General features: G+C 37.5%; 21 protein-coding genes. 19 read left to right on the plus strand and 2 right to left on the minus strand.

The window, feature by feature from the left end:
• Positions 1-114 precede the first annotated feature (114 nt).
• From J5J05_RS05230 to J5J05_RS05320, 19 genes are all read left to right on the plus strand, one after another.
• Positions 115-1,194, plus strand: coding sequence for an IS30 family transposase (locus J5J05_RS05230; RefSeq protein WP_208559376.1), 1,080 nt, complete (start codon positions 115-117; stop codon positions 1,192-1,194).
• Positions 1,195-1,339: 145 nt separating this feature from the next.
• Positions 1,340-1,588 (plus strand): hypothetical protein, encoded by a 249-nt coding sequence (locus J5J05_RS05235; RefSeq protein WP_208559617.1) that lies wholly within the window; start codon positions 1,340-1,342, stop codon positions 1,586-1,588.
• Positions 1,589-1,719: 131 nt separating this feature from the next.
• Positions 1,720-2,232 (plus strand): beta-barrel domain-containing protein, encoded by a 513-nt coding sequence (locus tag J5J05_RS05240; RefSeq protein ID WP_208559618.1) that lies wholly within the window; start codon positions 1,720-1,722, stop codon positions 2,230-2,232.
• 94 nt (positions 2,233-2,326) lie between these two features.
• Positions 2,327-2,701 carry an argininosuccinate lyase gene (locus J5J05_RS05245; RefSeq protein WP_208559619.1) on the plus strand — a complete coding sequence of 125 codons (375 nt, stop codon included), beginning with the start codon at positions 2,327-2,329 and terminating at the stop codon, positions 2,699-2,701.
• A complete protein-coding gene (locus J5J05_RS05250; protein ID WP_208559620.1) occupies positions 2,670-2,969 on the plus strand; it encodes a hypothetical protein in 300 nt (99 codons plus the stop codon). Before J5J05_RS05245 ends, J5J05_RS05250 begins: the two co-directional genes overlap by 32 nt.
• Before the next feature lie 365 nt (positions 2,970-3,334).
• Positions 3,335-3,403 (plus strand): transposase family protein, encoded by a 69-nt coding sequence (locus J5J05_RS13015; protein WP_425270346.1) that lies wholly within the window; start codon positions 3,335-3,337, stop codon positions 3,401-3,403.
• 105 nt (positions 3,404-3,508) lie between these two features.
• Positions 3,509-4,156, plus strand: coding sequence for a transposase (locus tag J5J05_RS05260; RefSeq protein ID WP_208559621.1), 648 nt, complete (start codon positions 3,509-3,511; stop codon positions 4,154-4,156).
• Positions 4,131-4,343 carry a DUF4349 domain-containing protein gene (locus J5J05_RS05265; RefSeq protein WP_208559622.1) on the plus strand — a complete coding sequence of 71 codons (213 nt, stop codon included), beginning with the start codon at positions 4,131-4,133 and terminating at the stop codon, positions 4,341-4,343. Before J5J05_RS05260 ends, J5J05_RS05265 begins: the two co-directional genes overlap by 26 nt.
• 170 nt (positions 4,344-4,513) lie before the next feature.
• Positions 4,514-4,960, plus strand: a complete 447-nt coding sequence (locus J5J05_RS05270; protein ID WP_208559623.1) for a DUF4385 domain-containing protein — start codon at positions 4,514-4,516, stop codon at positions 4,958-4,960.
• 647 nt (positions 4,961-5,607) lie between these two features.
• On the plus strand, positions 5,608-5,817 hold the full coding sequence (locus tag J5J05_RS05275; protein WP_208559624.1) for a hypothetical protein: 210 nt from the start codon (positions 5,608-5,610) through the stop codon (positions 5,815-5,817).
• 213 nt (positions 5,818-6,030) lie between these two features.
• The gene (locus J5J05_RS05280) at positions 6,031-6,699 is read left to right on the plus strand and encodes a response regulator transcription factor (protein ID WP_244244627.1); all 669 of its coding nucleotides are present in this window, start codon (positions 6,031-6,033) and stop codon (positions 6,697-6,699) included.
• Positions 6,689-7,690 (plus strand): sensor histidine kinase, encoded by a 1,002-nt coding sequence (locus tag J5J05_RS05285; RefSeq protein WP_208559625.1) that lies wholly within the window; start codon positions 6,689-6,691, stop codon positions 7,688-7,690. The genes J5J05_RS05280 and J5J05_RS05285 overlap by 11 nt, the downstream gene beginning before the upstream one ends.
• Positions 7,691-7,807: 117 nt before the next feature.
• Positions 7,808-8,578, plus strand: coding sequence for an ABC transporter ATP-binding protein (locus J5J05_RS05290; protein ID WP_208559626.1), 771 nt, complete (start codon positions 7,808-7,810; stop codon positions 8,576-8,578).
• Positions 8,568-10,577, plus strand: a complete 2,010-nt coding sequence (locus J5J05_RS05295) for an FtsX-like permease family protein (protein WP_208559627.1) — start codon at positions 8,568-8,570, stop codon at positions 10,575-10,577. Before J5J05_RS05290 ends, J5J05_RS05295 begins: the two co-directional genes overlap by 11 nt.
• 144 nt (positions 10,578-10,721) lie before the next feature.
• Positions 10,722-11,402, plus strand: coding sequence for a response regulator transcription factor (locus J5J05_RS05300; protein WP_208559628.1), 681 nt, complete (start codon positions 10,722-10,724; stop codon positions 11,400-11,402).
• Position 11,403: 1 nt separating this feature from the next.
• Positions 11,404-12,399, plus strand: coding sequence for a sensor histidine kinase (locus tag J5J05_RS05305; RefSeq protein ID WP_208559629.1), 996 nt, complete (start codon positions 11,404-11,406; stop codon positions 12,397-12,399).
• Between the two features lie 85 nt (positions 12,400-12,484).
• Positions 12,485-13,168 carry an ABC transporter ATP-binding protein gene (locus tag J5J05_RS05310; RefSeq protein ID WP_208559630.1) on the plus strand — a complete coding sequence of 228 codons (684 nt, stop codon included), beginning with the start codon at positions 12,485-12,487 and terminating at the stop codon, positions 13,166-13,168.
• Positions 13,165-15,771 carry an ABC transporter permease gene (locus tag J5J05_RS05315; protein ID WP_208559631.1) on the plus strand — a complete coding sequence of 869 codons (2,607 nt, stop codon included), beginning with the start codon at positions 13,165-13,167 and terminating at the stop codon, positions 15,769-15,771. The genes J5J05_RS05310 and J5J05_RS05315 overlap by 4 nt, the downstream gene beginning before the upstream one ends.
• Before the next feature lie 1,049 nt (positions 15,772-16,820).
• Positions 16,821-19,568 (plus strand): WxL domain-containing protein, encoded by a 2,748-nt coding sequence (locus J5J05_RS05320; protein ID WP_208559632.1) that lies wholly within the window; start codon positions 16,821-16,823, stop codon positions 19,566-19,568.
• 60 nt (positions 19,569-19,628) lie between these two features.
• On the opposite strand, the gene J5J05_RS12945 is transcribed toward J5J05_RS05320, so the two are convergent.
• Together J5J05_RS12945 and J5J05_RS05325 are read right to left on the minus strand one after the other, a co-directional pair.
• Positions 19,629-19,718: a putative holin-like toxin gene (locus tag J5J05_RS12945; protein WP_341868506.1), complete on the minus strand. Its 90-nt coding sequence runs from the start codon at positions 19,716-19,718 to the stop codon at positions 19,629-19,631.
• 369 nt (positions 19,719-20,087) lie between these two features.
• Positions 20,088-21,278, minus strand: a complete 1,191-nt coding sequence (locus tag J5J05_RS05325; RefSeq protein WP_208559633.1) for an IS256 family transposase — start codon at positions 21,276-21,278, stop codon at positions 20,088-20,090.
• Positions 21,279-21,372: the final 94 nt, after the last annotated feature.

Raw genomic sequence — 21,372 nt, forward strand, 5'->3', positions numbered from 1 at the left:
GCTGGATTTTATAATGAAGTTAGCCACTTAGGCTAACCCATAAAAAAACGCCATGCGAATTTCATGTTATATTGAAGTTATACCACTAACTCTCAATAGACAGGATGAATTCACATGACGCACTCTAACAATAACACAACAGCACGTAAGGGAAAACACTTATCTTATTCAGAACGATCTCAAATCGCTATTTTAAAGACCGAGAACTACTCCAATCGCGGGATTGCAAAAGCTCTGGGACGTGTCCCACAAACGATTAATAGCGAGATTCATCGTGGAACGATTACTCAACTTAAACGTCAAAAGCAAAACGATAAAGTATATGACTACTATTCGACTAACTACGATCCTAATGCCGGACAAGCAGCTTATGATAGGCTTCAATTGAACTGCGGCCGTCGGCCAAAATGGGCTGATTCGGATGCATTTATTGAGTGGGCAGATGATAAACTGTTACGGGAAAAGTGGTCTCCAGATGTAGTCGTTGGGTTTGCTACGACACACGACTTATTTGATCCGTCTATTATTCCTTGTACAACGACCCTTTATGGATGGATTGACAAAGGTATCATGAGAACCAAGAATATGGATCTACTTGAAAAACTGTCGCGTAAACCAAAGGACACTTCTTATAGAAGTAGGATAAATAAGCGGATTTTAGGCCAATCCATTGAACAGAGGCCTGAAGAAGTTGATAATCGACAGACCTTTGGCCATTGGGAAATCGATACCGTTGTCGGAAACAAAGCGAAAACCGATTCGGTTTTATTGACGTTAGTTGAACGCCAAACCCGTTTTGAGATCATACTTAAACTCAAGGGGAAAGATAAAGAGTCCGTTGATCAGGCAATCAGTCAATTACGACATCGAGCCGGTGACACGTTCTCTAAAGTATTTAAGACCATTACCTCTGATAATGGATCTGAGTTTGCCGGCCTTCATAAGGCACTTCAAGAGACTCTTGATGTGTACTTCAGTCATCCTTATGCTTCGTGGGAGAGAGGAACGAGCGAGAACCAACATAAGTTTATTCGCCGATTTATTCCAAAAGGAAAAGCCATCGGTCAATTGAGTGAGACAGAATACTTGAGAATCCAGCAATGGATGAATGACTATCCTCGAAAAATACTTGGCTATAAAACTCCACATGACTGTTTTGCTCGTGCTCTACGCTCTTTATTCCAAATAGCCTAAGCACGTTAGTGCTTTCCAAATGACGACTGACTTCTTCTAATAACAATAACTAATTGAACAACTGACAATTAAGCGGATATATACTTGGAAACTAGGTGGCTAACTTAGACTTGAAATTTACGCTAATAATTCATTAAAGGATAAAGTGAATTATTTAAAAAACTCTGATAATGAGCAAACTTACTTTGCAAAAATAGAATATTATTTATCTCTTATCGAAGATGAAAAGACAGAGCGTCAACAAACAAACAAAAGTTTAGAAGATACAAATTTAAAGGTAATTAAATTGAAAGAAGAAATTGGGAAAATAGAAAATGAAAATAAACAGGGTAATACAAATGATACAGGGATCTTAGGTGGAGATTCTAATGACGGCGAAAAAAAAATGAGCTAGAAAGAAAATATGTAGAACTTGAAGATTTAAATTCAGAAATTACTAGCTTAAACAAAATTTTGGCTGCAACTCCCAATAGTGATTCTACATATTACCAATTATTAAGTGAATTTGGTACTGATAGGAAAAAGGTGGAAGATGAAATAGGAACTTTGAATAGCCAAAAATCGGTGGAAAATTTAAATACTAAGATTTTAGAAGTAACTGCGCAGAGAACAGGTAATATACATTACTATACGAGTGTAGAGCTTGGTAGTGGAGTAGAAGCATATGGTATTATTGGACAAATTATAGATAGTGAGAATTCTAAACTAATAGTTGAGAGCTATCTCTCTCCTCAAGATATCAGTAAAATTAGTATAAATGACCAAGTGCAAATCTCAATTGATGGTATTAACCAAACAAAATATGGATCCTTAGAAGGGACTGTAAAAAAAATAGGTTTAGGAACAGTCACCAGAACTAATTCGCAAAATGTACAAACTAATTACTATCCAGTCGAAGTTTCCCTAGACACTACTGAATTAAAAAACAAAAGTGAAAAAGTACAGGCAAAAAGTTCCATGCCTGTATCAGTAAATATTAATTACAAAAGAGAGACATATCTGTATTGGCTCTTAAATCAACTGAATTTCAGTGAGTAGTAGTGGGAGGATTAAGTTGTATAGTCATACACTAATTGGGAGAGCTCCCCCAGTTTAATATTGGAGTTTAAAAATATAAAAGGAGATGAAGAGAATGGAATTAGTAATGCCAAAGCAATATGTAGAAATCGAAGAAGAGGAAATGATGTATCTAGATGGAGGGGTAAAGGAGTGGTATAACAAAACCGGATTTATAGCTGGTGCTTTGAATGTGGCCATACTCGCATATTCGGGAGGAACTTCATATTTTGCAGGAAGAGCGGCTGTAAAGTTAATAAAAAGTCAAAAAGGACAAATTACTAGATTAGTTCAAGCTCAACTTATTAAGCACATAGGCAAGGCCAGTGCTGGTCTTGTAGGTACTGGGATTAATATTGGTTTAACTATTGGTGGTACATCTATAGGCAGTATGATAGCCACAGGGTTGGATATAGCAGATGGAAGGAAAAATGGATATGTATTCGGATGATGAAAAAAGAGAAATAGAGAAAATTATAAAAAAAGCTGATAAAATAGATTTGGGAAATCAATTTGCCCTAACACTAGGTTGTCTTGGTCCCATAGCATGGCTTCTTTCTGGGTTTGCTCCTGAAAAGACTCAACTATTGGCACTGTTAAGTATTCCTACATTAATTTTTATAGGATATATATGGACAAACCATTTTTTACAAAAAGAAATTATCAAGTTAAGCAGAGAAATAGATGATTTGAATAGTGAACTGGCACGTGTCAAGTAGACAGTATTAAAGATAAAAGGTTCTACAATATATGACGTTGGTGAGAAATCACTAGCGTCTTTTTTTCTGAAAAAATAGAAAATAAGTGAGTTCTCCTGTAGAATGGTAGTCGCCTAAAACCAAACATTCATAGGAGGAACTCACTTGCCTACATCAAATGATATGCAACAAGTGTTCGATATTCAAGACTAAAATATCATTTTTAATGATATTTGCGTCTCTTACGGGATATATAAACAAAAGAAATGTAAATTTATAGATTGTACACTGACCTATATTCCTTCGGAATGTAAAAATGTCAGGTATTAAACAAGAACTTCTCAATCTATAAAAATGGTACTCAGACTTCTAGAATAACTTTTCCAATGTCTGGCATATTCCCGACCTATCTTAGAGTGAAAAAACAACGGTTCAAGTGTAAGGCTTGTCGTTAAACGTTTACGGCCGAAACACCGATTGTAAAAGAACAGTACTTTATCTCTAACTTCATTAAAGTAGAAATACTGACGAAGTCAGCTGACGCTCGTTCAATCAAGAGCTTGTCTGAAGAGACGAGTGTCTCCGCCACGACGATTCAAAGAATCATTAATGAACAGGTAAAGTATTATCAGCCTTACTATCAGTCAATGCCGGAAAACTTATCCATTGATGAATTCAAGTATGGGGAGGGACAAATGGCTTTTGAGTATATCGATGTCGTGACGGGTACGATTTTAGATATTCTACCAAGTAAAGATACGCGAACAATCAAATATCACTTTCGTTCTAGATACAGTCAGAAACAAGGAAACCAAGTCAAAACCATCACGACAGACAAGAACGCTAGTTACGTTAGCTTCCTACAAGAGTTATTTCCGAACGCTCAAATTATTATTAATCGATTTCATATCGTCCAGCTTGTGAATCGGTCAATGAACAAGACGCGCGTAAAAGTCATGAATCGACTTCGAACCTCTAATGGAGAAGATCAAAAGAAATATAGACGATTAAAGCGCTTCTGGAGAAAATTCCTAAAAAAAGAATCTGCATTATCTTATACTACGTATCAATACTTCTCTATGTTTTGGAAACGCTTGGAGGCAGCGATTGTCTCAGAGATGTTAGGCTACGATCCGGAATTAAAAGAAACGTATAGGGTGTATCAAGCCATCCTCAAATCAGTTGAAGAAAACGACAATCTCAGGTGAGCGAGGAGAAACCAGACCTTTCCTACAAAGAGCAACAGACGCTATCGTTGATTCTGCCTATGCCTTTTACTATACTGCTCAAAACTTGATCATCGGTTTGATTTACGCCTTGCCATTCATCATAGGGATTGGACTAGTGATTGGTGTCATTTATTACATTAACAAAAAAAGAAATAAACCTAAGTAAATCGTTGAAATAGAAAATCATTAGACGTGTCTTGCGCATCCGTGAGACACGTCTGTTTCTATAAAAATGAACGTGAAGCAACAAAATTGATTCATCTAGCGAATTACAGTAGGGTAGAAGTAATCAGCGGGAATTGGATAACTGAATGAAAATAAAAAGAGGTGAAGAGAATGGCTTTTGACTACGATTTGGATTTCGACAATATCAATTTTAGAGAACAGCCAGAACTTTATAGAGTGGGTAGAGGCGAACAGGGTGTACTAATGGTAGAACCTTATAAAGGAGAAATACTACCACACTGGCGCTTTAAGACACCGGATATCGCTCAGGAATCTTCCGATAAAATCTATCAAATGTATTTAGACTATAAAGACGCCGATGATTTTGTGGGCATGGATATGGCCAGAAAATTTCTTCAAATGGGCTATACACGTTCGCGCCGTTATGCCAATTACAAGGGTGGCAAAAAATACGATAAAGATGGCGAAGTCAACGAACGAGACATCGACGAAGAAAAAGCCAAATCCGCTTCGATCTTTGAAGGAAAATGGATCATCGTCCGCGAAGATGAAGACTATTTAAAACTGAAAAAAGCACACCAGAAAAAATATGGATAAACAGAAGTGCTATTAAGTGTAATCAAGCGGTAAATGAATCGGTGAAGGCTATTTCTGTAGCTAACGAGGAAAAGATGATTTTCTTAAGTACGCCTTTTTAAGTAAGTAACTACGACAAATAAAGAAAAGAAAATAGATAAACGATTTAGCATAAACCAACCGCTAAATGAAGGAGCTTCTTTCATTAGCGCAATCGTCCAAGAAGGACCAATCAATAAAAAGTTAGGAAATAAATAGACAAGAATAAGCAATTTTGAAAAGAGGTTTGTGCGGAGGGATACAGTACCAACAACTGCTAGTATGACCAGAACACCAACAAAAAGCCAAGCTACAGCTGTATGGAAAAAATCACTTTTGCTTTTGAGTTTTTCTATATTTTGCCAGAGTACAAATTTGAGTATTGGTAAAAACGTGGTAAGTAGGATCCTTTCTCTTAAGGGTGTTTGTATTTCATAAACTATAGATTAACACAGAAAAAACAATGAACAAACGATTATTAAAAGAAGTCTATCTTCTGGAACTTGCGAGGTATCGAATAATACTGTTATTTATGAGTGCCTTTTTGATAGATGGACTAGTTAAATGGTAAAATAGAATAACTAAAATAGGAACCATAATCGCTATCATTTACAGAAGGGGCGAATAGGATGTTCAACAAAAAAAGAAAAGATAAAGATGAGAAATTTCGGAAAATCGAACTCAGTGAAAAAGAGGAAACAGAATTATACGGAGGGAATGGTTTGGGGTGTGGTGGATTCGCCTTTATTTTCCTACTGATTATTGTTTTCGTCCTCATTATCGTTGGATTGATGCATTACTCTATACGCTTTGATGTTGACCTGTTCGACTTGTTTTGATGTTCGTTTTTATATACTATATTCAGATTATTTATTTGAAAAAGCCTCTACTGATTATCAGTGGGGCTTTTTTCATAAGGATAAAGTAGTAACGAAAGTTTCTTTGTGAAGCATTGCAGTTATCGATTGCCTTGTTCTCCTACAAGACAATTCGTATAATAAACCTAAGCAGAACAGAACCGATAGAGCTAGCCTACCAGAAGGAGATAAACCATGATTAAAATAATGATTGTAGAAGATGATCAGACGATTGCACAGACATTACAGGCTGAATTAGAAAAGTGGCAGTACGAAGCTTTTTATGTCACGGATTTTCAGAATGTGTTGGAACGCTATACAGTCGAACAACCCCAGCTGGTTTTGATGGATATCAACTTGCCGGCTTTTAACGGTTACCACTGGACACAAGAAATCCGTAAATTATCGGGTGTACCGATCATCTTTATCTCCTCTAGAACAGATGAGATGGATATGGTCATGGCGATCCAAATGGGCGCAGATGACTTTATTCAAAAACCATTCAGCCTAACGGTCGTCATTGCAAAAGTACAGGCGATGTTACGTCGAACCTATGACTATGCGGAAAGAGAAAACTACCTCACTGTAGATGATGTCATCTTGAAACCGGCGGAATCAACCATTACCTCAGACAATCAAACAATCGAACTCACCAAAAATGAAAATCAAATTCTGGAGCTCCTTTTTAGAAATAAAGGCACATACGTTACACGCGAAACGATTATTACCAGACTCTGGGAAAGTGAATCATTTATCGACGACAATACCCTTGCTGTCAATATCTCAAGACTTCGAAAAAAATTCAAAACGCTCGATAAAACGGACTTTATCAAGACAAAGAAAGGAGCCGGATATGGCGTCTAGTAAAAAAATGGTAACCATCGGTTTTCTGAAATACCTTTTTCCGCAGTGTGTATTATTTGGGCTGTTTTCACTCGTCTTCGGAGCGGTCTATTTCCTAACGCGACAAGAGATGAGAGTGTTCATAACCGCTTTTCAGATTAGTCTATTGATTTTTCTTTTAGCGAGTGTTATTCAGTTTTTTATGTATCTGGCAAAAGTGAAAAGAGCCGAGTCGACTAGTTACGACGAATCAGATGCTTTCTTGTCTAATGACTTGATCCACCAGATTTATGAATCGAATTACTTGGTACTACAAAATCAGTTCTTAACTAAAAAGCAAGCGGATAATGATAAACAATCTGAACTGATGGATTACTTTTCTTTGTGGATTCACCAGATCAAAACACCACTGTCAGCTATGAGTCTGATCCTACAGCGCCAGGAAGAAAAAACACCTGACCAGTTAAAGCTTGAACAGGAGCTCATTTACGTCAATGACTATATCCATTTGGCGCTCAATTATCTGAAACTTGAAGAAACAGGAAAAGAATTGGAGATTGAATCGGTTGATGTGGATACGGTTATTCGAACGATTTTAAAAAAATATGCCATCTTATTTATCTACAATAAAATCAGCTTGGACTTTAAGCCCACGAACATGGTCATCCAATCAGACAAAAAATGGGTACAGGTCTTGATTGAACAACTCTTATCTAATAGCTTGAAGTACACCCAGACAGGAACGATCAGCATCTTCGCTGAGCCTGATCAGACACTCGTGATTGAAGATACGGGTAGTGGTATCAGTAAAGAAGACTTACCTAAAATTTTTGAAAAAGGCTACACTGGTTTGAATGGACGACTACATGACAAATCTACAGGCATCGGCTTATTCATTTCTAGGAAAATCACGCAGCGTCTGAATATTGCTTTAGTGATCGACGCTGAACTTGGAGAAGGAACGACCGCTCGTATCGACTTTTCCAGAAAAGATACGCGACTCTTTGATTGAGTCTATTTTCAACCTTACACATTTGTAAGATTGCTTGCAGTATTGTAAGAATAGATAAATGCGCCGACCTCGCAGAAATCATAAGATAGATGTAACAACAGAGAGGGGCAAATCAACATGGCATTTTTAGAAGTTAAACATATCCGTAAAGTATATACAGGCAGACTAGGCAGTAAAGAAACGATTGCCTTGAAGAATGTGAATTTTTCTGTAAATGAGGGAGAGTTTGTCTCCGTAATGGGGGAATCCGGTTCGGGGAAAACAACGTTATTGAATCTACTTTCGACACTCGACAAACCAACTGAAGGAGAAATCACCCTTGCGGGTACACCACTGACAGCGATCAAAGAAAAGGAACTTTCAAGATTTAGAAGAGAACAATTGGGATTTATTTTTCAAGATTTTAATTTACTAGATAATTTTTCACTAAAAGACAATATTTTACTGCCACTTGTTTTAGAGCAAGTACCTGTTAAAGAGATGGAAAGTAGATTGAAACCACTTGTAGAAAGACTAGGAATCAGTCAATTGATCAATAACTATCCGTATGAAGTATCAGGTGGACAAAAACAAAGAGCGGCAGTTACGAGAGCTTTGATTACAAAACCAAAACTTATTTTGGCTGACGAACCAACAGGAGCACTGGATTCTAAGTCGTCAGAAGTCCTTATGAAGTTATTGGCAGACATTCACGCAACGAAGCAGACTATTTTAATGGTGACTCATAGTGCCCGTGCAGCGAGCTATTCGAACCGAGTTCTGTTCATTCGGGATGGAGAAGTGTACCACGAAATCTACCGTGGAGATCAGACAGCCGAAGAGTTTATGAATAGAATTTCTCAAGCACTCTTGTTTGCATTCAATAGAGGTGAGAAAAATGAAATTTAACCTTGCCTTAAAATTAGCTATTCAAAATATGAAAGCAAATAAACAGATTTATATTCCCTTCGTTATTTCTGCAACGCTGACGGTGTCCATGTTTTATATGATTGTTTCGTTGGTCACAAATGGATTCGTTAATGAACAGGGAGGCTCTGCAATTTCTTTATTTGGATTAGGCGCGCTTGTTGTGGCTGTTTTCTCATTTATTTTCATTTTATATGCGAATAGCTTTCTGATGAAAAGACGAAAAAAAGAAATTGGATTATTTAATATTCTCGGACTTGAGAAGAAGCATATTGCTAAAGTTATCGCTATTGAAACAATCACTACCTTTGTCATGAGCTTAGTTGCTGGATTGATTGTAGGTGCAGTACTTGGACAACTAGTTTTCTATGGTATAGACTACGTACTAATTGTAAAGCAGGATTTTGTGTTTAGTCTCAATGTTCTTCCGATGCTATTTACAGGAGTATTGTTTGCAGGGATTTTTTTAACTGTCTATCTCTTCAATGTATTCAATATTCAATTTTCGAATCCAATAGAATTGTTAAAAGGTGGGCAATCTGGAGAAAAAGAACCGAAAAGCTCTCCCATTTTATTTATTTTAGGACTCATCTCAATGGGGATGGGATATTATCTTTCCTTGACCATCACCAATCCTACGCAGGCTGTTGTATTGTTTGCGCTCGCTGTAGGATTGGTGATGCTTGGAACGTATCTCTTGTTTAATGCAGGAACGATTATCGTATTGAAAGCCTTAAAGAGAAGAAAGAGATTTTACTACAAACCTGGTCCTTTCATTTCAATCTCAGGTATGCTGTATCGAATGAAACAACACGCAACTGGGCTGGCAAATATCTGCCTATTGTCAGCGATGGTACTCATTACTATATCGACTACAACTGCTTTATATGTCAGCGCTGAAAATATCGTCTCTCTTGCTGTTCCAGAAGAAAATATCTTAAGTATTTCAAATGTGGAATATCTAAGTACTAGTACGTTTGAAGAGACAAAGGTGGAACCGATACTCAAGACTGTCCGAGAAAAGACGGAGAAGAGTTCTTTAGAAATGAGTGATTTACGATCTTACTCAAGAATGACATTATATGACAACCAAATTATCAATGATGAAATGATTTATCGCTATTCTGGAAAGATAGTAGAAGGAGAAGAAAATGAACGTGTTAATATTAGACTTATACCGCTACAAGATTACAATAAATTGACTGGAGAATCATTAACACTTAATTATGGAGAAATTTTTATCGGTGACCAGACGAATCTGATTTCAGGTGATACTTTCACAATCGAAGGCGTTCGTTACCAAACAGAAGTGTTGGAAAAAATGCCAGATTACCTAAAGTCAGCAAGTCCGAGCACGAAACAGCTGGTTGTCATTGTGCCAGATATGAATACTTTATTATCTATTCAAAGAACAGTTAATGATTACAATGAGAATTTTTCAGAATTTGTTTCTAAAGAAATAAGTTGGTCAACAAATGGTTCTCAGGAAGAAGAGATAGCATACGCTGAACAAATGTCTGAAGTATTTCAGAATAAAGGTCTTGATTCTCCATTCTACCAAAACAGAGAACAATTCCGAGTTGGTTACTATGATATTACAGGCGGTTTCTTGTTCTTAGGGATTTACCTAGGGTTCTTGTTTATTATTGGAACAGTATTGATCACATACTTCAAGCAGGTTTCGGAAGGGTATGAAGATCGAGTTAGAATTCAAGCCATGCAAAAAGTTGGTCTAGATAAGAAGATGACGAGAAAAGCGACCCGTTCACAAGTTGTTTGGATGTTCCTATTGCCGCTTGTTGTGGCAATCATTCATACAATGATTGCGTATCCGATTCTCTTCCAGATGCTTTCTTTCATCTCTATCGTCTCTCATCCTACTCTGATGACAACCTTTGGTGTAGTCATCCTAGCATTTACCATCATTTACGGTGTTGTCTATCAAATTACGTCAAAAATTTATCTGAAAATCGTTGAATAAAGAATGGATCCTCACTCCGTCAATAACCAGCTCAATTGCTGCGTTTATGGCGGAGTTCTTTTATTTGATAGAATGAAAACGTTTCTTGTTCTCCTACAAGACAATTCGTATAATGAACCTAAGCAGATAAGAAGGAGAAAAAAGATGATTAAGATCATGATCGTAGAAGATGACGAAGTAATCGCATCAGGTCTGGAATATGCTCTTCAAGCAGAAGGGTTTGAAACGGTTCTTTGTACCAGTGTTTCTTCAGGTAAACAAGCGATTGAGCAAGAGACCTTTGACTTGTGTTTACTGGATATTACGCTCCCGGATGGAACGGGCTATGAACTGTGTAAACGAATCAGAGAAAAAAGTGATGCTCCTGTTATTTTTCTAACAGCACTGGAAGACGAAGTAAATGTGGTGATGGGACTGGATATGGGCGCAGATGACTACATCACCAAACCATTTCGTTTAAGAGAATTGATATCAAGGATCCATTCCGTCTTAAGACGTTACCAAAAACCGCAAGAAGATTTGAAAGGCTATACGATTGGGCATATCAGAATCAATCGTCAAGAAGCTAAAGTCTATAAAAACAATCTAGAAGTTGCATTGACAGCACTGGAATACAAGCTATTATTAACATTTATCCAAAATGAAGGCCAAGTCTTGTCCCGGGCACAATTGCTTGAAGGCATCTGGGATGTTGCCGGGGATTTTGTAAATGATAATACCTTAACGGTTTATATCAAAAGAATACGGGATAAGTTGGAAGAAGACCCACAAAAACCGAAGATCATCAAAACGGTCAGGGGACTGGGTTATAAGTTAGGAGACTAATATGTTTAGAAACAAAGGAATCAGTCGCATGCTAATGAGTACGATAATGATTGCCTTGATTGGTACAACGCTCATTACTTTGATCAACCCACTTGCCGGAGTCGCAGCTTTACTTAGCATGGGAAGTTTGATCGGTATCAGTCTCTATTTCAATCATCAACGCTATAAAGAAATCAAAACGTTATCAGGGTATTTGAGGGCAATCAGCAATGGGCAATATTCTATGGATATCAGGGATAATCAAGAAGGTGAATTGAGCATCTTAAAAAATGATATCTACAAAGTTACCTTGATGCTCTCTAAGCAAAGTGAATATTTGGGTCAAGATAAAAAGCATTTAGCAGGTGCCTTATCAGATATTTCTCATCAGTTGAAAACCCCACTCACTTCGATGCTCGTCATGATCAATCTTTTGAGTCAAGCCCGTCTTGCAGAAGAAAAGCGGATAGAATTTACAGGGAACATCGAGAAACAGTTAGAAAGAATGGACTGGTTACTGAGTAGTTTATTAAAATTATCGAAAATCGATGCAGGGACTACGGTCTTTAAAAAGGAGACGGTTGTAGTAGAAGACTTGATCCAACAAGCGCTCGAACCGATGTGGATTCCGATTGAATTAAAAAGTCAGGAACTTGTGATCACGGGGGAAAAGGCAGTCACGTTTGAGGGTGACCAGAAGTGGACAAGTGAAGCCATCATCAATCTACTAAAGAATGGTATCGAACATACGCCTGAGAAGGGCCGCATCAGTATTCACTATGAAGAAAATCCACTCTATACTGAGATTCTAATTAAAGATACGGGGAAAGGCATTTCAAAAGCGGATCTTCCGAATGTTTTCAAGCGGTTTTATCGAGGTAAGGAGGCTTCTGAGAATAGTGTGGGGATTGGTCTAGCGATGGCCCAGACGATTGTTGAAAATCAGCAGGGGTCTTTGGATGTGAAGAGTGAAGTTGGGAAGGGTACGGAGTTTACGATACGATTCCATAAAAGCTAAAGTGACTAAATTGCAATAATAGAGTCACTGGAGAGTCATGTAGGGCAGTTAAACTAAGGTCATAGAACAAGAGGAGGGCAAAGATATGAAAATCGTAAAGGTTGAACACTTATCTAAAGAATATGGCAGTAGGGAAACGATCGTAAAGGCATTGGACGATGTATCATTCACGATTGATAAAGGAGAATTTGTGGCGATCGTTGGGGCTTCGGGTTCTGGTAAATCTACGTTGATGCATTTATTAGGTGGTGTGGATCAGCCAACGAGCGGAAAGGTCTGGGTAGAGGATACAGATATGTATACCTTGGACGAAACGCAGTTGGCTATTTTTAGAAGAAGGCAGATTGGGCTCATTTACCAATTCTATAACTTGATTCCTGTGTTGAACGTCGAGGAAAATATCTCCCTTCCTTTGTTACTGGATGGGCATCAAATTGATCAAGAACAATTTGAGCGGATCATCAAGTCGCTTAAACTCGAACAAAGACGAACACATCTACCCAATCAATTATCTGGTGGTCAACAACAGCGGGTTTCAATTGGTCGTGCACTAGTCAGCAATCCTGCAATCATGTTGGCGGATGAGCCTACGGGAAATCTGGACAGTAAGAATAGCGAAGAAATTATGTCTCTACTCAAACACTTCAATAAAACATTCAATCAGACCCTTGTGATGATTACGCATGATGAAGATATTGCGTTAATGGCGGATCGAATCATCGCGATAGAAGATGGGCGCATCATCAGAGATGAGAGGATCCGCTCATGACAATCGTTCAAAAACTAGCATTCAAACAGTTGTGGTTAAATAAAAAGCGTTCTTTGATTACAGTCATCGGTGTGGTGATCTCTGTAGCCATGATTACGGGTGTGATTACATTAGGCTTGTCTTTTATGAATCTTTTGCAGCGTCAAGTGATCGCTAATGAAGGCGAATGGCATTTTTCTTATTCTGGCATCAACGCTGCTCAACTGGAAGTCATCGAACAAGATCCAAATCAAAGGGATGTTCTGATCAGTCAAGATGAAGGGTATGCGTATTTCGAGGGGAGTACAAATCCTGACCGCCCTTATTTTCTCGTTCGAAATTATAATGCGACAGCCTTTGAAACCTTTCCGATTCATTTAAAAGAAGGAAGACTGCCTACAAATCCGAATGAATTGTTGATGTCTGAGTCAGTCAGTAATCAAGAAACTTTTACCTATGAGATTGGTGACACGATTGAGATGGAACTGGGTCAGCGCGTACCTTCAGACGATCCTACTAGAGCATTGACGCAAGAAGATACTTTTATAGACTACGAAGGTGCTTCAGAGTCCTTGGATATCCAAAAAACAGTTGAATATACCATCGTTGGTACAATGGAAACACCCTTTTTCGAGAATAGCTGGAATCCGGGATACGTATTTCTTTCATATATAGATGAACAGATGATAACGGGTGACCAGAGAACAAACGCTTTTGTTATCATGAATGACCTGAATCAATCATCTCCAGATTATATTTCGGCATTTGCAGAAAAAAATGATATCGGAAAAATTGATGCACATAACAATTTATTGAGATATTATGGCATCGTTTCGAGTGACCGAACACGTAATATGCTGATCACTTTATCCGCTATTGTCATTGTTATCATTGTGATTGGTTCGATATCGTTGATTTACAATGCCTTTGCAATCTCTGTTTCAGAGCGAGCAAGACAACTTGGGATGTTGTCTAGTGTCGGAGCGACTAAACAGCAAAAACGGAATATCGTAATTTTCGAGGGTATATTGATTGGAGCCGTTAGTATTCCGATAGGGATCATTGGGGGCTTTGCAGGTATTGGTGTAACCTTCTTGATTTTTAATTCACTGATTAAACAAGCAATCGATACGACTGAAACCTTACAGGTTGTCTTTTCTCTTTGGACAGTCTTGATCGCTATTGTTATTTCCGTCAGCACGCTATTGCTTTCGACCTATTTACCGGCGAAGAAAGCATCTGAAATTACAGCCATTGAAGCGATTAGACAAACTCAGATGGTCAAATTATCCAACAAAACAATTCGCACGCCTAAACTGGTGCGCAAGTTTTTTGGAATAGAAGGGGAACTGGCTTCAAAAAATATCAAAAGAAATCGATCTGGTTACCGGGCGATTGTCTTTTCTTTAAGTATCAGTGTCATATTATTTTTGACGATTTCCTATTTTGCAACAAGCCTGACAAAATCGAATCAATTGTTGGAGCAAGGTGTGAACTATGATGTAGCGGTTACCTTGGAGCAAAGAGGAAAAGATCCTATCAGCCCAGAACTCTTTTCTAAACTGACCGTACTAGATGAAATCGATCAAGTAGCAGCAGCTAGTTGGATTTCAGGAACTTCCTGGATTGAGGAAGATAAAATCGCTGAGGAACTTATTGGTTATGGACAGTTAGAAGATGGAAAATATCCGTATAATCTCACGATATATGGACTGGATGCTGAGACAATGGCGCGCTATGCAGCTACTAATGATGTGGATTACGAATCGATGACAGATACTGAAGATCCAAAAATGATCGTTCAGCAAACAATACAGTATTTAACTGAAGATGGACAAGAAAATATCGTCGAATCCGATGCATTAAATGCAGAACTAGGGGATAAAATCTTACCAGAAATGTATGATCTCGAAACGGACAGTAACTTTGAGCTACCTTTTTTAAAAATTGCGGCTTTAGCTGATACGTCGCCGATTGGAGTTTCCAACAATGTACCGCTTGGTGTACTGAACGTATTTGTTTCCGAAGAAGTGTTCAATACATTGATAGCCGATCAGCGAGTAGATGGAGAATTCGTGGAACGAGCAATTTACTACCAAAGCAATCAGGCACAAGAGCTTGAAAATAAATTAGAAGATATTCAAGCAGATTCAGGAGAGACGAGTTTCTCTATCTATAACAGACAAAGATCAAAACAGCGAGGAGAACAAATTATTCTCTTGGGTTATGTTTTCTCAAATGCTTTTGTGATTTTGATTACGTTGATTTGTATCGCGACAATCTTCAATACGATTTCTACGAGTATTTCACTTAGAAAAAGAGAGTTTGCGATGTTGAGATCGATGGGCATGACACCAAAGAGTTTCACTAAAATGATTCAATTAGAAAGCATATTCTACGGAATAAAAGCACTCTTATATGGACTGCCAATTAGTTTTCTGATGATTTATGCAATCTACCGAGTATGGCAGACAAGATTCCAATTCCAATTTGAGATGCCTTGGATCGCTATCATGATCGCCGTCATCAGCGTATTCATCATTATTGGACTAGCCATGATCTACTCTAGTAAAAAAATCAAAAAAGACACCATCATCGATGGTTTGAAACAAGAGAATATTTAGAATGAAAACAGACCCTGAACGGCTTTGGAAGCCACTTGGGGTCTGTTCTTTTGTATACACTGTCGTTCTGTTATCCTATTTGACTAAAAGTAGTCAGGTTGTATAAGTTAAGCAGAAAAAGAGGGCAAGCTAGAACATGACCTCTAATGTAGAACCATTAAAGATGGTGACAAAGTTTGATTACTAAAAATAACCGCTAACTAGCCAAATTTAAGGACGGTTATCTTTTGCCCTTATTAAGCTTTATCAATGCAACGAAAAGACGATTAAGGAAATCAAGAGACTTTTTAAAAGAGAATCATGAGTCGATACAATATAGTTATACCTGTGGTCTATCTGGCTAGTACATAAAGTTCTTACAAGCAAGTACATGTTCTACTCAAAAAATTCAGTACTTTGACAAACAAACATAAAAAGATAGGCGTATCGATTCTATTCATGATGTGAAGGATCGTCACGCCTATCTTGTAGACACAATACTTTGCCACTAAGGATCTCCCATTCAGTAATGTTAGACGCAAAAATCAAAACTTAATCTAGTAGTAAAAAATGTGATTCAGGATTTTGTTTTTTTCTTCGGTATAGTTCTATATAGGGAAATAAGAAAGAGTGAATACCTCCGCGGGAATGTCGTTAAGTAGTGACAAAACGGATTAGATGATTAGTTAAATACTGACGAAGATGGAAGTGATAGGAACGCTAAATAAGATGCATGTGTTGACTGAAGAATTGGATAAGCACTTTCGATAGCCTTAGGTGAATGTACGACGTTGTATTTTTGTTGAGCAGTAATAGTCAATACAATAGCAAGTTAATAATCATAAAAAGGCGTCGTGTCATGTGGAAAAGTAGATAGCATCCTGTTAACTGTAGTCATTCATCTGCTTTTTTTCTGTGTCTGTAGCTCCAGATACAGTAAATATTTTTGTCACTCAGAAGCGAAAAAAATGATTGTTTAAAAGTATTTGTTTATAGCTAATATTATATATAAGAAAAGATTGCTTTTTTAAGTGAGAAATACAAGCATACAAAGGAAGAAAGGTGAATTTATGAGAGTGATGACATTCTTAACTATAACCATTTTGTTTATACAAGCTCTCCTAGTGCCAGTGAGCATTGTAGATGCGAAAACAATAGATGAAACGTCTACAGAAATCAAGAAAGTCGATGAACTGTCTAGTATAACTGATTTAGAGCCAGAACTAGAGAAAAATATAGATACTTCGAAACACGTATCTACTGATCTCAGTCGTAATACTAACCCTAGTCATAATCCCAATATTTTATCTAATTCTCTTCTCCGGTATACTATGGGCACAGATACTTATATACCTGGGTGGGAAATTTCCACTTCCGAAACACCAGTGAATAGTGAAAATATTTTAAGAAATTTATCTATTTCTCAGCAAATAACTGGTTCTAGTAATAGATTAAGTGACCCTGATTTTAATCTACACTCAAACACGAGGCGGTTAGCAGTTAGACGAACAGGTGGCGACCGAACAATAATACTCAGTCAAACATTAGAAACAAAGCCAAATGCTACATATGATTTTTCAGTTGATGCTTGGATGAGTAGTGGGGGAGTTATTCTAGATCTTAAAAGTTACGACGGTGGCAGAGTGATAGCTGGTTCTGATTTGCTTAATAGTGAGTCTTGGAGATTAAGTACTGGAACAAGGAAGTATACGAATACTTTTACGGCAAAGTCAAGTCAAACAACAGTCGCTATTTATCTGTATGGAACCCCTAATAGTAATTCTACTAGCATAAATACGAGCATAGAAGGATCTAGTGTTAATTTAAAAAGACACTTATTAACTTTGGAGGCTAGCCCTACCAATGGAGGCTCTGTGAGAAGTGGCGTCCTCCTTGACTCTTCAATGCCCCAAGATACACAAACTACACTTACAGCAAATCCTAATTATGGATATCAGTTTGTCCGTTGGGAAATTGTGTCTGGAATCGATGCACAGGTAGAAGATCAAATGGCTACTACTACAACGTTTACAATGGGACGTTCGGACGCTACTGTCCGCGCCGTTTTTGAGCCTGTTCCTTTACTTATCGAAACCGAAACTAAAGAATTAAATTTGGGAACCAATGCTAATATAATCAATGCAAAAGACTTCGTACGTTCGATTAGATTTGAGGATGCTGATGAAGAAATTACTGATTATGAAGTAGAATTAATAGAACCATTAGATACTAGCAGTATAGGTCAGAAAAATACTAAGATAAAGATTAAAGTAAGTGACCGAGTATACGAAGAAGATGTTTCCTATACAGTTCGTTGGGGACACACGCTAGCATGGGCTCCTAGTCGAATAGAACCTGCAGAACTAGGATTGAGTTTACTACCAAGACAAAATCCTATGATAGTTGCTAACCATGCAGAAGAACTAGAAATAGACTCAAGAATGCTATCATATACTGTAATTGATATCTTTAGAAATGATGAAAGTGCCTTCTTATTTTCCCTAGCGACACATACAGTATTACCGACTAGAAAAGCAGTTATTGATGATTGGAATAATCGTATTGACCGAAATATGCTAGGATCAAAACCGCTTGAATATGGAGATGTTATAAAGATTATAAGGGATAGCAGAGAAAAAACTACTCTTTTCGCTTTAAGAAATGAAATAAAAGAAGTAGAAGTATTAGAAGATCAAGTAGCTTATTATATGTTACTTGAATCAGGATTTTATTTAATGAGAGTAAATCAACTTGACACTCAAAAACTAGTTGTTCCTTTGAATTCAACAAATGAGCAAATGAATAATCTAGCAAAAGATTTTTTCTCTTTCCATAATCATTTTACAGAAGAAGAAGAAGCTCAATTTAGGTTTGCATTTAAAGAATATGAGTCTACGGATACTGTTGGAACAGATAGGCGAGGGACAGTCATTGTGACACAGACCCATGACTCTGGCTCAAGCTTTAGTCTAGAATACGATGTTAAATTCGATGTAAATCCGATTCGAGGTGGGGACGTTCTCGTAAAGCATGTCGATGAAGACGGTAACCAGATTGCTGAGACAGAAGTTCTTACAGGCTATCTAAATGAACATTATACCACCGAACCTAAAGAGATAAATGGATGGGTAATAACTGAAATCCCAGAAAATACTACAGGTGTATTCACTGAAGATTCTATAGAAATCATTTATGTTTATAAGGTTGTCCCCGTATTACCCGTTGATCCACTTAATCCAGAAAAAGTAGTTGATCCCGAGAATAAACCAGAGATTCCAGAAGGACAAGGATTATTTAGTATTGATTTTGCTTCTCAATTGAATTTTGGCGAACAACTAATTTCTACGCAAAAGAAAATTTATTATGCTCAACCGCAACGACTATTAGGTGCTGACGGTATGGTCGTTGAAAACGAAGAACGTCCGAACTATGTTCAAATCAGTGACCGTCGTTCAGAAAATGATCGTAAGGGTTGGCAACTATCTGTGCGGCAAAATGGACAATTTAAAGGGGATAAAGAAAACCAAGAATTGCGAGGCGCAGAGCTGAGTTTGATAAATCAGCAAGTCGTCACAGCGCAAGGTGGAGAAGCACCTACTATACGTAACCCAGATAAGGTGATTCTGAAACCCGGTGTCAATCAAACACTTTTAACAGCAAAAGAAACAGAAGGTACAGGTACTTGGGTCTATCGTTTTGGTGATCACGAAAATGCAGGTGAAAGTATTGTGCTAGAGGTTCCAGCAGGCGCGAATCCTGAAGCGACAAGCTATTCTACCACCCTTACTTGGGAACTAAGCACCGTTCCAGATAATTAGAAAAGAATAAAGTAGATGTACTACGGTTTAATGCATTAGTACATCTACTCTTTTTACAATTTAGAGAAGTATTTTTTTGTTATTATTCAGCTTTATCAATACAACGACAAGACCGATTAAGGAAATCAAAAGACTTCCAAAAGCAATCATGAGCTGTTGGCTTCAGCTATGGACAAAAAGGTTTCTCCTTTCTAATATTTTAGTACTTAAAGTCATAAGCACCAACATCTTCCAAGATAGCCATCTTCTTAACTTTCTACCCTAATACTATACCCTATTTCTACTTCTGAGAGCGGCAGCATCAGTGGTTTTTAGTTGATTTATGAGATTTAAATTCTTCGTTTTGTAGAGAGTATTAGAGCTATATAAATTTTTACCGAAAGAGAAAACAATAATACATCAAGATACCTAGTTAGTTAATATTAAGTCAATGTACTAACTAGATAGTTGGATAGTATTGACTAATTAGGGAGCGTCAAGAAGTTTGTGTAAATAAAGAGGTCCTTCTGTAAAACAAATTCATCTTTTTATTGAAGCTTCAAACATCATTTCCAGTTCTGCTTCAGCTTGTTGGAACCCACGGTGACTTCGAGTTAAAAATTTTTGATTATACATATCAAAATTTGAAACTAAAAAGCGATCCATGGATTCTTCGTTTTGAAATTGTTCTTTACGCCGACTGTACTTTTTGATTTGTTTGTTAAAGGATTCAATCAAATTGGTGGAGTACAAGCTCCTTCGGATCGAAACTGGGAAGTTATAAAACGTAAGCAGACTATCATTTTCTAAAATAGATTTGACTATTTTAGAATAACTAGTGCGCCACTTTTGAGAAAACGCACGGCGCGCTTCAATAGCCTTCTCAAGAGAATCTGCTTGGTAGATTGTCTTAAAATCTTCGCATATTTCTTTACGATCCACTACACGTACCTTACTGGCAAGGTTGCGAGAAACATGTACGCAACAGTGTTGATACGCAGCTTGAGGAAACGCCTGGTGGATCGTATCTTTGATACCTTTCAGACCGTCGGTCGCGAACAGAAGAACATCCTTCACACCGCGTGCTGATAGATCCTCTAGTAATTCCTTCCAAGTGACTGTGGATTCATTAGGGGCAATAGCATAACCGAGTACTTCCTTGGATCCATCTGGGCGTATTCCTACGGCAATATGAACGGCTTCTTTATCAACCGTTTTACGCTTTAAAGGAATATACGTTGCGTCCAAATAAATAACAGCGTAACGCTCGTTTAGTGAACGTTTTTTAAAAGCTAAAACTTCTTCAGAAAACACCTTAGTCATATTAGATAATGTCTGTGGTGTATAGTGATGACCATACATTTTCTCGATCAAATCCGCGATTTCGGACATGGTGATTCCTTTTCGAAAAAGATGAATAATTGTTTCTTCAAGCGTACCGTTGGTTCGCCTATAAGGAGGGATAGTCTGTTGTTTAAATACTCCATTGCGATCGCGAGGTATCTGTATTTGAAGTTCTCCATACTCTGTCTTGACCGTACGGTCATAAGTGCCGTTGCGAGAATTCCCTGAATGGAATCCGATTCGATCATATTTTTCATAATCTAAAAAAGCAGTTAATTCTGTCTTTAAGAGTGTATTTACAGCTAACTCCAAGTGAGAACGAAATAATTCATTCAAATCACCTTTTGTAGCTAGAGTCTGCAAGATATCTGTAGTAAAATTGTTCATAGGGAAGTCCTCTTTTCTGTGAATGTAGTGTGGTAACTCTATTCTACAGAAGGGACTTCCTTTTTTCTATTTACACAAGATATTTTACACTCTC

It is taken from the genome of Marinilactibacillus kalidii, assembly GCF_017599325.1.
Lineage (GTDB): Bacteria > Bacillota > Bacilli > Lactobacillales > Carnobacteriaceae_A > Marinilactibacillus > Marinilactibacillus kalidii.